The sequence below is a fragment of the Streptomyces sp. RerS4 genome, assembly GCF_023515955.1.
Classification (GTDB): domain Bacteria; phylum Actinomycetota; class Actinomycetes; order Streptomycetales; family Streptomycetaceae; genus Streptomyces.
This window is the reverse complement of record NZ_CP097322.1, coordinates 6357113-6369063: the sequence shown is the minus strand read 5'-3', so window position 1 is coordinate 6369063 and position 11951 is coordinate 6357113. Positions and strand designations below refer to the sequence as shown.

Below are 11951 nucleotides of genomic sequence, written 5' to 3'. Positions count from 1 at the left end.
TTAGGCGGGGCGGAAGGGGGTATTGGGTGTCGCCGCATCAACGTGCCATCGCGGGGAGACATTGGCAGTTTGATGACACGCGCCGCGAAGCCGTGCCGTCGGGCGGGGACGAACACGAACGAACACGAAAGGGCCCTCTCCGCCCGTTGTACGGATACGGAGAGGGCCCTTCAGCCCTTCAGCCCCTACAGCCCCTCAGCGGGAAATGGCGACCCGCGACCCTGCGCGGGGTCTAGGGGCAGTCGATGAGGCCCAGTTGGGCCGCGCGGACGCCGGCCTGGAAGCGGGAGGTGGCCTCAAGGCGGTGCATCAGCGAGGCGATGTGCCGGCGGTAGGTGCGCACCGACAGACCCAGGTCACGGGCCGCCACCTCGTCGGTGTGGCCCTGGCTGAGCGTCCGCAGGACCCGTAAGGAGTTCTCCCCCTCCGTCCAGCCGCCGCCGAGGGCGGTCAGGTCGACGGCGGCGTCCCAGACGGCGTTGTGCAGGACCGCCATCGCCTTGGCCGTGTCCGTGTCGCGGACGACGGCCATCTCGTGGGAGGGTCCGCCGGCGCCGTCGAGCAGGGCGAGGCGTCCGTCGAAGACGGTGGCGGTGGGCAGTTCGTGGGGCGAGAGGCGGATCTCGGCGCCGAGGTCGGAGAGTTCGCAGAGCTGCTCGAAGGCCTCCTCGTCCGCGAGGAGCCGGGTCGGCAGGATCATGCGTACCTCGCTGCCCCGGGCGAGCAGTTGGGCGTGCAGTCGGTTCAGCAGCAGGTCGCCGTACTCGTACGGTCCCGTGGAGTAGCTCGACTGGGCGATGACCGCCCGGTGCCCCGCCTGGTGGACGATGTGAGCGGCGACCGATTCGGTGCTCGCGGCCGGTGCGGTGGTGCCCGCGGCCGGACGGTCGCCGGCCCCGGCCGGCTGCGTCGAGGTGGTGCGTTCCTGCTCGAACAGTCTGCCCGCCATCTCGGCGAGCTGCTGGGCCTGGTCGCGCAGGGCGTCAAGAGTGAGGTTGCGGAGATCGGTCACCGGCTCTGCCGTGACGCTCATGACTGCTCCTTGTTTCAAGGCCGCGGGTCGAACGGCCGATGGTTCGGACGGGCCGGGAGGGCGTGTGCTTCGTCCTGCGTCCGGCTGTCGGGTACGTCGGCGGGTGCGCGGGATGCGCGAGGTGTGCGGGATGTGCGGGGCGGCGCGCGGGCGGGTGGTCGTCTTCACAGGCCCGCCGCGCGGCGATTCGGCCCCGCTACGGTTTCCGGTGCCGCGCCCGGTGCCGGCGGGCGGGCGCCGCGTCGTCCCGTACCGGTCGCGCCGCGCAACTGACGAGTTGTTTCATCGAGCCTTCCTCCATTGCCCCCCGGTGCCGGGCCCACCCCCGCGAAGCGGTGCCGGCCGGTCCGACGTGAACCGTGACCAGCGGGCGGTGCGGGCCCGTGCAACGTCGCTGAACAGCAACTTTGTCGACTCTGACACGCGCCGGCCCCACCGCGTCAAGGGCGCTCTGCCACAACCAAGTCCGGAGATGGGCGACTTGCCGCCTACTGACCACTCCGAGACCGAAGTTCGAGTGGGACGAGAGCGTTTCGCCCCGCTTCGTCGTTCATCCGTCATGCGCCCGTCTTCCGGCCGTCGACCGGGTTTGGGCGGTTTCGAGCCCGAACGGCGAGCGGCGGCCGGGGCCCCGTACGCACGCGAAGGGGGCCGACGCGCACACCGCGTCGGCCCCCTCCTGTCGCTCCCGGAGCGGCTCTACGCGCGCCCCGGGAGCGGGGTCACTCGTCCCACGGGTCCATCTCGTCCAGGTCGAACGGCGGCTCGTCCTCGAACGGCGGCTCCGGGTGGGGCTCCGGCGCGACGCCGGCGTGGGCCGGAGGCTGAGCGGCGGCCTGAGCGGGCACGGCGGGCGTGGCCGGGGGCGTCGCTCCCACCTGGGCCAGGGTGTCGAGGACGCCCTCGGCGTACTTGGCGAGCTTGGCCTCGCCGACCCCTCCGATCGTGCCCAGCTCGGCGACCGTCGTGGGCAGCCCCGTCGCGATCTCCCGCAGCGTCGCGTCGTGGAAGACGACGTACGCCGGTACGCCCTGCTCCTTCGCCGTCGCGGCCCGCCAGGCTCGCAGCGCCTCGAAGACCGGTACGGCGGCCGCCGGCAGGTCGACCGGCACCCGCGCGGCCTTGCCCTTGCCCGACCGGGACCCGGGCTCCTTGCCGGACGGCGCGGCCGGCGTCGTCTCCTTGCGCATCGTGACGGTGCGGCGGCCTCCCAGCACCTCGCCGCTGTCGTCGGTCAGGACGAGCGTCCCGTAGTCGCCCTCGACCGCCAGCAGCCGCAGCGCCAGCAGCTGACGCACGACGCCCCGCCACTCGGAGGTGCCGAGGTCCGCGCCGACACCGAACACCGAGAGCGCGTCGTGGTCGAACTGGATGACCTTGGCGGTCTTCTTGCCCTGGAGGATGTCGATGATCTGGCCGGCGCCGAACTTCTGCCGCCGCTCCTTCGCCAGCCGCCACACCGTGGACAGCAGCTTCTGCGCCGCGACCGTCGCGTCCCAGGACTCGGCCGGCGTCAGGCACGTGTCGCAGTTGCCGCACGGCTCGCCCTGCTGCCCGAAGTAGGCCAGCAGCCGTACGCGGCGGCACTCGACGGTCTCGCACAGCGCGAGCATCGCGTCGAGGTGGGCGGCCAGCGACCGGCGGTGCGTCTCGTCGCCCTCGGAGCCCTCGATGAGCTTGCGCTGCTGCACCACGTCCTGGAGCCCGTACGCCAGCCAGGCCGTGGCCGGCTCGCCGTCGCGGCCCGCGCGGCCGGTCTCCTGGTAGTAGCCCTCGACGGATTTGGGCAGGTCGAGGTGGGCGACGAAGCGCACGTCCGGCTTGTCGATGCCCATGCCGAAGGCGATCGTGGCCACGACCACGACCCCGTCCTCGCGCAGGAACCGCGCCTGGTTCGCGGCGCGCGTACGGGCGTCCATGCCGGCGTGGTACGGAACGGCGTCGATGCCGTGCTCCACGAGGGAGGCCGCCGTCTTCTCCACGGAGGCCCGCGAGAGGCAGTAGACGACGCCGGCGTCCCCCTCGTGCTCGGACCGGATCAGGTCCAGCAGCTGCTTGAGCGGGTTGTTCTTGGGGACGATGCGGTACTGGATGTTCGGCCGGTCGAAGCTCGCGACGAAGTGCCGCGCGTCCTCCAGGCCCAGCCGGGCCGCGATCTCGGCGTGGGTGGCCTCGGTGGCCGTCGCGGTCAGCGCGATCCGCGGCACCTTGGGCCAGCGCTCGTGCAGCATCGACAGCGCGAGGTAGTCGGGCCGGAAGTCGTGACCCCACTGGGCGACGCAGTGCGCCTCGTCGATCGCGAAGAGCGAGACCTCGCCCCGATCGAGCAGCCGCTGGGTGCCCTCCGTACGCAACCGCTCGGGCGCCAGGTACAGCAGGTCCAGCTCTCCGGCGACGAAGGCCTGCTCCACGGCCTGGCGCTCGTACGGGTCCTGCGTCGAATTGAGGAATCCGGCCCGCACGCCGAGCGCGGTGAGCGCGTCCACCTGGTCCTGCATGAGCGCGATGAGCGGCGAGATCACCACGCCGGTACCGGCTCTGACCAGGGCGGGGATCTGGTAGCAGAGCGACTTGCCGCCGCCGGTCGGCATGAGTACGAGGGCGTCACCGCCGCCCACGACCTGCTCGATGATCTGCTGCTGCTCACCGCGGAAGGAGTCGTAACCGAAGACGCGGTGGAGCACCCGCAGAGCATCGGCGATCTCGGGGGACGCGTCCGAAAGGGCCATTGGAGAAGCCTAGCGCCGCCCACGGACACCCCCGACCGGCTAATCCCCGTCGCCGGAGTCCCACACCAGCCGGCGGTGCAGCGCACCGGGTACGAGCCGTCGAGCAACAAAAGGCCCCGACCTCCTCACGGAGGCCGGGGCCTTTGATCGAGCGCTGGGCAGGCCTTGCACCTGCATCCCCCCACAGGAAGTGGGGTGTCTTTCCTTGGACCACCAACGCCGGTCCCGCCACCACTGTCCGCGGCGGCAAGCTCAAGATCGACTATAACACCCCCGGAGCCCCGGCCGAAAACCTCACGAAGGGGTGACGTACGTCGGGGCCCCGAAGCCCGAGCGGGACTCAGGGCGACGGGGTGGTGCGCGCCTGAGGCCGTCTCCAGATCGCTTCGACGGCTTGCAGCGCGCTCAACAGCCCCGCGTCCCGCACCACGGGCATCAGTGCGTCGACATCAGTGGCTCGAAGACGCCACAACTCGTTCGGAGCCAACCCCAGCAACAGCGGCTCGGCGTGCTCGGTGAGCCAGTCGCCCTCTCCCAGCTCGCGGGCCAGCCGCAGCAACCCGATCACAGCTTCCGGAGTTCGTTCGCCGGCGGGGATGTCGTGGAGGAGCCCGCGAGCCTCCTCCAGGACCTCGCGACCCGATCCGTGATCCACCGCGGCCCAGACGCGACTGCTTCCGGCCTCCCTGAGGAGCTGCGACAAACGGTCCTGCGACCGGGTGAACGACCGTGCGTACCGTCGGAGGTGTCCCACGAGCACCTTGACCTCCTTGTCCGTGAGATCCGCTCGCCCCATCTCGTGGGAGACGTACGTCTCCAGTACCGGCCACAATCCGGCCCATCGGTGGGCACCGCTCACCGGCGCGTTCCGGATCAGTTCGACGAGGAGATCCCGCGTCACCCACGCCGGCAGCAGGTCCGCGTCCTGAACGAGGTGTCGTGCGAGCACGTCCGCGACCAACGGACGTTCCGCTTCGGGAAGGTGGCGCAGCACGTCGAGGGCATCGAGATGGCAGTCGGCCAACCGCGCCGGCTCTCCCCTGTCACCACACACAAGGGCCGGCAGCACGTGTGCCCCCGAGACGGTCTTCTGCTCATCGTCGGTGCGATAGGTCCGCAGTGTGTTCGGCAATGCACGCACCAAGGGCGCGAGGGCGTGGAGCAGATGATGGGTGTCGGCGTCACACGGCAGGGCGAGACGCCAGGCCAGCTCGGTGGCATCCACCCCCCTGGCAGTGGTTGGCCACGAACGCGATCGTGCTGCTCCCGCTGGTACTCGCCGGCTTCTTCGTCGGCGTGGTGCTCCCGGCGGTGTGGTCCTCTTCGCCCGCCCGTCGGCGAGCGGCGGCAGCGGAACTCGCCCAGGTCCTCGGGACCGTTCAACGCCGAAACGATCGAGGGGCCGTTTCGGATTGCTCCGAAACGGCCCTCGATCTACGACTCTTTCGAGTCGGGACGACAGGATTTGAACCTGCGACCCCTTGACCCCCAGTCAAGTGCGCTACCAAGCTGCGCCACGTCCCGTTGTGCCTGTCAGCTGGGGTTTTCCCCCTCGTGCCGGGCACATGCAGAACATTACCGCACGTCGGGGGGTGCGTGTGCACGGGTGATCGGGACGCGGGAGGATGGGCGGGTGAACGGTCGGGATCGGGATGGTGAGGGGCGGGCGCGCAGTGCGCGGCCGCGGGACGGGTTGGGGCGGCCGCTGCCGTACGGGGCTCCCGGGGTGGCGCGGCAGCCCGAGGGGGTGGTGCGGTCGCCGGCCGGGACGGTGGAGGAGGCGCAGCGGTTGCTGGACGCCGGGATGCCGTTCCACGCGCACGAGGTGTTCGAGGACGCGTGGAAGTCCCGCCCCGCGGCGGAGGAGGCCCTGTGGCGGGGGTTGGCGCAGCTGGCGGTGGGGCTGACGCACGCGGCCCGGGGGAACGCGGTCGGCGGGGCGCGGTTGTTGCGGCGGGGGGCCGCGGCCGTCGAGGGGTTCGGCGGGGACCCGTACGGCATCGACGTGCGCGGGCTGGTCCGGTGGGCGCAGGGCCTGGCGGGCCGGGTGGAGGAGGGCGCGGTGGTCGATGCCGTGCGGGAGGCTCCGCGGCTACGCGGCGGGCTGGAGTAGGTCCCAGCGGTTGCCGTAGAGGTCCTCGAAGACGGCGACGGAGCCGTACGGCTCGTGGCGCGGCTCCTCCAGGAAGCGGACGCCCTCGGCGGTCATCCGGGTGTGGTCGCCGGCGAAGTCGTCGGTGTACAGGAAGAAACCGACGCGGCCACCGGTCTGGTCGCCGACGCGGGCGCGCTGGGCGTCGTCCTTGGCGCGGGCCAGCAGCAGGGCGGTCTCCTTGGCGCCCGGCGGGCGGACGACGACCCAGCGCGAGCCGTCGGGGCGGGCGGTGTCCTCGACGAGGTCGAAGCCGAGGGCGCGGGTGTAGAAGTCGATGGCCTCGTCGTACTCGCGGACGAGGAGCGCGGTCAGGGCGACATGGGAAGGCATGGCCCCCATTGTGCGTCCGTGTCGAGGAGGACGATCTCCAGGGTGCGGGGGCCGTGGACTCCCTCCACCCGGTCGAGCTCGATGTCGCTGGTGGCGGAGGGGCCGGAGATCCAGGTCAGCGGGCGGGTGGGGTCGAGGCGTTCGAGGGCCTCGGGGACGGAGTCCACGACCTGCTCGGGCACGCGGACGACGCAGATGTGGTGGTCCGGGATCAGGGTGATGCGGCGCCGGCCCTGGTCGGGGCTCCCGTCCAGGACGATCGTGCCGGTCTCGGCGATGGCCAGCGCGCAGCCGGTGACCACGCTGTCGACCGCGTCCAGTTCGGCCGGGGTGGAGGCGGCCCGGTCGTGGACGCGGGTCGCGTCGGCGGCGGAGAGCCAGTACGGGGGCAGGCCGGGCGGGGCGAGGACCGTACGCGAACCCGTCAGGAGCCGTGCCAGGAGCAGCGGGAGGCCGTCCTCGTCGGTGCGGTGGACCTTCGCCCGGTACTCGGTGAGGTGGGCGGCGAGCAGGTCGGCGCGTTCGGCCGGGGTGCGGGCGCCGTGGACCCGCAGGTAGTCCCGGGGGATCTCGGTGTCCGCCGGGCCGGAGGCGGCCCGGCGGATGCGGGCCAGGATGCGGTCCTTGCTGCTCATCGGGGGGTCCCCCGTCCTCGGGGGCTGGTCCCCCGCTCTCGGGTGCTCCCCCGTTCTCGGGCCCACCAGTCGCGGAAGGACTCCGCGGGGATGGCGGGCAGTGCGCGCGTGTCGGTCCAGGCCCGTCCGGGCCCGGGGAGCCCGCGGGGTGCGAGCCGGCGGGCGCGGGCCAGGAGCCGCTCCCCCGCGCGCAGTGCGCCGGGGTGGTCGAGGAGCCGGCGGGCGGCGCGCATCGCGGCCCGTTCGGCGGTGTGGCCGTGTGCGGGTCGCAGGCGTACGCGGATGCCGCGCCGGGTCACCGGGCCGCCCTGGGCGACGCGTTCGCGCAGGTGGAGGAGGACCTCGGGGATGTCGATGGCGACGGGGCAGACCTCGTAGCAGGCCCCGCACAGGGTGGAGGCGTAGGGGAGGGTCGCGTCGATGGGACTGCCCGTGCCGCGGAGTTGGGGGCTGAGGATGGCGCCGATGGGGCCGGGGTAGACGGAGCCGTAGGCGTGGCCGCCGGCGCGTTCGTAGACGGGGCAGACGTTGAGGCAGGCGGAGCAGCGGATGCAGCGCAGGGCCTGGCGGCCGGTGGCGTCGGCGAGGGTGTCGGTGCGGCCGTTGTCGAGGAGGACGAGGTGGAAGGCGGAGGGGCCGTCGCCGTCCGCCCCTTTGGACGGCCCCGGCCCGGTCCACATGGTGGTGTACGGGTTCATGCGCTCGGCGGTGGAGGACCGGGGCAGGGTCTGGAGGAAGACCTCCAGGTCGCGGAAGGTGGGCACGACCTTCTCGATGCCGACGACGGAGATCAGGGTCTCGGGGAGGGTCAGACACATGCGGCCGTTGCCCTCGGATTCGAGGACGACCATGGTGCCGGTCTCGGCGACCATGAAGTTGGCCCCGGAGACGGCGACCTTGGCCCGCAGGAACTTCTCCCGCAGGTGGAGGCGGGCGGCTTCGGCGAGGGCGGCCGGGCTGTCGTCCAGGTCGGCGGGGGCGGGGCGGCCCCAGGAGCCCATCTCGCGGGTGAAGATCTCGCGGATCTCGGCGCGGTTGCGGTGGATGGCGGGGACCAGGATGTGCGAGGGCCGGTCGTGGCCCAACTGCACGATCAACTCGGCGAGATCGGTCTCGTAGGCGGCGATCCCGGCGGCTTCCAGGGCCTCGTTGAGCCCGATCTCCTGCGTGGCCATGGACTTGACCTTGACGACCTCCCGCTCCCCCGTCGCCAGGACCAGGTCGGTGACGATGCGGTTGGCCTCGTCGGCGTCCGCCGCCCAGTGGACGGTGCCACCGGCGGCGGTGACGGAGGCCTCCAACATCAGCAGATAGCGGTCGAGGTGGGCGAGGGTGTGGTCCTTGACGGCCTTGCCGGCGGCGCGCAGCCGGTCCCAGTCGGCGAGTTCGCCGACGGCACGGGCCCGTTTGTCGCGGATGGTGTGGGTGGCGTGACGGAGGTTGGCGCGCAGTACGTCGTCCCGTACGGCTTCGCGCGCCGCGTCGGGGAAGGCCGGGAAGGCGGGAGACGCCGGGAAGGCGGGCATGCCGAGGTGGACCGCGGTCATCGGGCGGGCTCCTCCTCGGTGGACGCCAGGATCTCGGCGAGGTGCAGGGTGCGCAGCGGGGTGCCGGCGCGGCGCAGGAGGCCGTCGAGGTGGGTGAGGCAGGAGTTGTCGGCGCCGCAGAGGAACCGTGCACCGGTTCCTAGCGCGTTGCGGAGTTTGTCGGTGCCCATGGCCGTGGACACGTCCGGGTTCTTGAGGGCGAAGGTGCCGCCGAAGCCGCAGCACTCCTCGGCGCCGGGCAGCTCGATCAGCTCCAGGCCCCTGACGGCGGCCAGGAGCCGGCGCGGGCGCTCTCCCAGCCCGAGGGCGCGCAGGCCGTGGCAGGAGGGGTGGTAGGTGACGGCGTGCGGGAAGTACGCGCCGACGTCGGTGACGCCAAGGACGTCGACCAGGAACTCGGTCAGCTCGTACACGCGGGGTACGAGCTCCCGTGCCCGCTCCTCCCACAGCGTGCCGCGCCCCTCCTCGGCGGCTTTGCGGCCGATGCGCGGATAGTGCTCGCGGATCATCGCGGCGCAGGAGCCGGAGGGGGTGACCACGTGGTCGTAGCCGGCGAAGGCGTCGGCGGTGCGCAGGAGCAGCGGTTCGCTCTCGCGCCGGTAGCCGGTGTTGTACTGGGGCTGGCCGCAGCAGCTCTGGGCGGCGGGGAAGTCCACTTCGACGCCGAGCCGCTCCAGGAGGCGTACGACGGCGACGCCGGTGGCGGGGTACAGCGCGTCGTTGACGCAGGTGACGAACAGGGCGACACGCATGGTGGGCACAATAGCCCGGTGAAGAAGTTCTCAGTGATCGGTATAGGCGCGGGCGACCCGGACCACCTGACCCTCCAGGCGGTCAAGGCGATCGGCGCGGCGGACGCATTCCTCATCCTGGAGAAGGGGGAGGAGAAGTCGGACCTGACGGGGCTGCGGCGGGCCATGCTCGACGAGCACGCCCGTCCCGGGCACCGGCTGGTGGAGGGCCGCGACCCGGACCGGGACCGCACCCCGGCGGAGTACACCCCGACGGTGGACGGCTGGCGCAGCGCGCGGGCCGAGATCTTCGAGCGGTTCATCGCGGAGGATCTGGCGGAGGGCGAGACGGGTGCCTTCCTGGTGTGGGGCGACCCCTCGCTCTACGACTCCACGCTGGCGATCCTCGACGAGGTGCTGGAGCGCGGGCGGGTGGCGTTCGAGCACGAGGTGGTGCCGGGCATCAGCAGCGTCTCGGCGCTGCTCGCCCGCCACCGTACGAACCTGAACCGGGTCGGGCGGCCGGTCCAGATCACCACCGGCCGGCGGCTCGCGGAGGGCTGGCCGCAGGACGTGGACGACGTGGTGGTGATGCTGGACGCGCGGCACGCGTTCACGGCCCACCTCGACCGGGACCTGTACATCTACTGGGGTGCCTATGTGGGCACGCCGGACGAGATCCTGGTGTCGGGGAAGCTGGCGGACGTGGCCGGGCGCATCGAGGAGCTGCGGACCGAGGCGCGCGCCCGCAAGGGGTGGATCATGGACACCTACCTGCTGCGGCGCGCCTGAGGCAGGGGCGCCTCGTCAAGCCCGGTCAAGCCGCGTCAAGCCCGTCGGGTGCGTCAGCCCAGCAGGTCGGGCAGGACGGCGGCGAGCCGCTCGTACTCCTCGGCCCGGTTGTAGATCTGGCCGCAGACGCGGATGCCTCCGCCGCCCGGCCGGGCCCAGATCAGGACCCGGATGCGGAAGCGGGCGGCGATCTCCTCGCGCAGGGCGTAGGCCTGGTCCTGCGTCTCGGCGAACCCCGGCGGGAGCAGCAGGGACCGCAGGGGCAGGCCCGGGGTGTGGGGCAGGAGCTCGAACCCCGGGAGGGCCGCGAGCAGCTCGGCGCCGTAGCCGGCCAGGGCGCTGTTGTGGGCGCGGACCTTCTCGGCGTCGAGGCGCTCCAGCAGGTCGAGGCCCTCGGGGGCGGCGAGCCAGCCGGTGTAGTCGACGGTCGCGCGGTATTCGACGGCGCGCGGGAAGCCGTGGTGGTCCTCCCAGGACGGGGACTGGGCGCGAACCCGGGCGCGGTGGGCGGGGGCCACGGAGAGCAGGGCGGTTCCGGAGGGGGCGTAGCCCCACTTGTGGAGGTTGCCGAACCAGAAGTCGGCGCCGGCGGCGACCGGTTCGGCGAGCATGCCGGGCGTGTGGGCGCCGTCGACGACGGTCGTGACCCCGCGCGCGGCGAGCTCGGCGAGGAGCCGGGGCGTGGTGACGAGCCGGGCGGTGGGTGAGCTGACGTGGTCGAGCAGGGCCACCTTGGTCCGGGGGGTGAGCGCGGCGAGGACGGCCTCGCGGACGGCGTCCTCGTCGGGCAGGCGCGGGTCCAGGGCGACGGTGTTGAGGGGGGCGCGGCGGGCGGCGGCCCCGACGACGGTGCCGTAACCGTGGTCGGTGACGAGGATCTCGTCCCCGTCGGCGAGGGGGATGGCGTCGAGGGCGAGGTTGGCGCCCTCGGTGGCGTTGGCGATGAACGAGAGGCCCTCGGGGTCCGTGCCGAGGTGGGCGGCGATCCGGGTGCGGGTGGCGGTGAGCCGGTCGGCGACGCCCGTGAAGAAGGCGTCGGGGTCGGCGTGCGCCTCGGCCCGCAGGGCCTCGTGGGCCCGCTGGACGGGGATCGGGACGGCCCCGTAGGAGCCGTGGTTGAGGTGGGCGACGGCGGGGTCGAGGGCGAAGAGGCCGGGACCGCCCGGGAAGACGGGCGGAGCGGGCGGCTGGGTCACGGGGTACCTCCGGGGAGGGGCGCGGCGACGCGCGCGGTGGTGGGTGCGGCATGCGGATCATCCCCGGGCGGCGGGGCACGCGGAAGGACCACTTGGCGGTCATTGGCCTGCCGTACGGATGCCGTACCACCTTGGGCGCTGCGCCCGCTGGAGGTGCCGGACGGCCGGTGCCCGCTCGCCCGGCTACGGAACTCCCCGCGCCCGCCGGCCGAGCCGACGCCGGCCCCGGAGGCCCACCAGCGGAAGGGCGGATGCCCGGCGCCCCGGACTACCGCCCTGCGCGCGGTCGCGTCAGGCCGGCGCCGCGTAGCACCGGATGGCCACCGTCCGGGCCGGGCCCCACTGTTGGTCGACGGTGGCCATCAGCTCCCACCCCAGCCGCTCGTACAGCGCGGCGGCCGCCGTGTCGGACGCGACGACGTCGAGCACCGGATGGAGGCCCCGCCGCCGCGCCTCCTCCACGGCGCGGCCGATCAGCAGCGCCCCGATCCCGTGTCCCCGCGCCCGGGGAGCGACGAACAGCCGGCTGAGCACGGCGGTCCGCTCGCTCCACAGCCGCGGAGCCACATCGCCCGCGCCGCTCTGGGCCAGACGGACGTGCCCGACGAGCCCGCCGTCGAGCTCGGCGACCCAAGAGCCCAGCAGGGGCCCGTCGGAGAGCCAAGCGGCGGGCTCGTCGGGCCAGTTGACCGGATAGCCGTCGCGTTCGTGGACCTCCCGGAGGATTCGCACGCACGCGTCGACATCGCCGTCGTTCCGCCGGCGGACGCGGCGGTTCGGCCTCTCTTCAGGCATCCCGGAGT

Annotated in this window: 11 protein-coding genes and 1 tRNA gene; 2 read left to right on the top strand and 10 right to left on the bottom strand. The window is 72.9% G+C overall.

From position 1 onward, the window contains the following. Positions 1–232: 232 nt before the first annotated feature. From M4D82_RS28595 to M4D82_RS28580, 4 genes are all read right to left on the bottom strand, one after another. Positions 233–1033 (bottom strand): helix-turn-helix transcriptional regulator, encoded by an 801-nt coding sequence (locus M4D82_RS28595; protein WP_249769599.1) that lies wholly within the window; start codon positions 1031–1033, stop codon positions 233–235. 722 nt (positions 1034–1755) lie between these two features. Then, the gene (gene recQ / locus M4D82_RS28590; protein WP_249769589.1) at positions 1756–3762 is read right to left on the bottom strand and encodes a DNA helicase RecQ; all 2007 of its coding nucleotides are present in this window, start codon (positions 3760–3762) and stop codon (positions 1756–1758) included. Positions 3763–4102: 340 nt separating this feature from the next. Further along, a complete protein-coding gene (locus M4D82_RS28585; RefSeq protein WP_249769587.1) occupies positions 4103–4987 on the bottom strand; it encodes a hypothetical protein in 885 nt (294 codons plus the stop codon). A 225-nt stretch (positions 4988–5212) separates the two neighbouring features. Continuing rightward, positions 5213–5286, bottom strand: a tRNA-Pro gene (locus M4D82_RS28580). Positions 5287–5395: 109 nt separating this feature from the next. Here M4D82_RS28580 and M4D82_RS28575 point away from each other — a divergent pair. Further along, positions 5396–5875, top strand: coding sequence for a DUF309 domain-containing protein (locus M4D82_RS28575; RefSeq protein ID WP_249769585.1), 480 nt, complete (start codon positions 5396–5398; stop codon positions 5873–5875). Here M4D82_RS28575 and M4D82_RS28570 read toward each other — a convergent pair. From M4D82_RS28570 to M4D82_RS28555, 4 genes are read right to left on the bottom strand one after another with little or no spacing between them, the layout of a single operon-like run. After that, positions 5855–6247 carry a VOC family protein gene (locus tag M4D82_RS28570; RefSeq protein ID WP_249769583.1) on the bottom strand — a complete coding sequence of 131 codons (393 nt, stop codon included), beginning with the start codon at positions 6245–6247 and terminating at the stop codon, positions 5855–5857. The genes M4D82_RS28575 and M4D82_RS28570 overlap by 21 nt on opposite strands. Then, positions 6226–6882 (bottom strand): LutC/YkgG family protein, encoded by a 657-nt coding sequence (locus M4D82_RS28565; protein ID WP_249769582.1) that lies wholly within the window; start codon positions 6880–6882, stop codon positions 6226–6228. The genes M4D82_RS28570 and M4D82_RS28565 overlap by 22 nt, the downstream gene beginning before the upstream one ends. Continuing rightward, positions 6879–8429, bottom strand: a complete 1551-nt coding sequence (locus tag M4D82_RS28560; RefSeq protein ID WP_249769550.1) for a lactate utilization protein B — start codon at positions 8427–8429, stop codon at positions 6879–6881. Before M4D82_RS28560 ends, M4D82_RS28565 begins: the two co-directional genes overlap by 4 nt. Then, a complete protein-coding gene (locus tag M4D82_RS28555; protein ID WP_249769541.1) occupies positions 8426–9181 on the bottom strand; it encodes a (Fe-S)-binding protein in 756 nt (251 codons plus the stop codon). Before M4D82_RS28555 ends, M4D82_RS28560 begins: the two co-directional genes overlap by 4 nt. Positions 9182–9199: 18 nt before the next feature. Between M4D82_RS28555 and cobF the strand changes: the two genes are divergently transcribed. Beyond that, entirely contained in the window at positions 9200–9952 is a 753-nt protein-coding gene (gene cobF, locus M4D82_RS28550) for a precorrin-6A synthase (deacetylating) (protein ID WP_249769530.1), read from the top strand. A 53-nt stretch (positions 9953–10005) separates the two neighbouring features. On the opposite strand, the gene M4D82_RS28545 is transcribed toward cobF, so the two are convergent. Together M4D82_RS28545 and M4D82_RS28540 are read right to left on the bottom strand one after the other, a co-directional pair. Continuing rightward, positions 10006–11148 (bottom strand): aminotransferase class V-fold PLP-dependent enzyme, encoded by a 1143-nt coding sequence (locus tag M4D82_RS28545; RefSeq protein ID WP_249769528.1) that lies wholly within the window; start codon positions 11146–11148, stop codon positions 10006–10008. A 291-nt stretch (positions 11149–11439) separates the two neighbouring features. Beyond that, entirely contained in the window at positions 11440–11880 is a 441-nt protein-coding gene (locus tag M4D82_RS28540; protein ID WP_249769526.1) for a GNAT family N-acetyltransferase, read from the bottom strand. Between the last annotated feature and the right edge of the window lie 71 nt (positions 11881–11951).

Bases quoted from the DNA above. Each gene is read 5' to 3' on its own strand.
- M4D82_RS28595 (WP_249769599.1), bottom strand. From the start codon at position 1,033: ATGAGCGTCACGGCAGAGCCGGTGACCGATCTCCGCAACCTCACTCTT.
- recQ (WP_249769589.1), bottom strand. From the start codon at position 3,762: ATGGCCCTTTCGGACGCGTCCCCCGAGATCGCCGATGCTCTGCGGGTG.
- M4D82_RS28570 (WP_249769583.1), bottom strand. From the start codon at position 6,247: ATGCCTTCCCATGTCGCCCTGACCGCGCTCCTCGTCCGCGAGTACGAC.
- M4D82_RS28565 (WP_249769582.1), bottom strand. From the start codon at position 6,882: ATGAGCAGCAAGGACCGCATCCTGGCCCGCATCCGCCGGGCCGCCTCC.
- M4D82_RS28560 (WP_249769550.1), bottom strand. From the start codon at position 8,429: ATGACCGCGGTCCACCTCGGCATGCCCGCCTTCCCGGCGTCTCCCGCC.
- M4D82_RS28555 (WP_249769541.1), bottom strand. From the start codon at position 9,181: ATGCGTGTCGCCCTGTTCGTCACCTGCGTCAACGACGCGCTGTACCCC.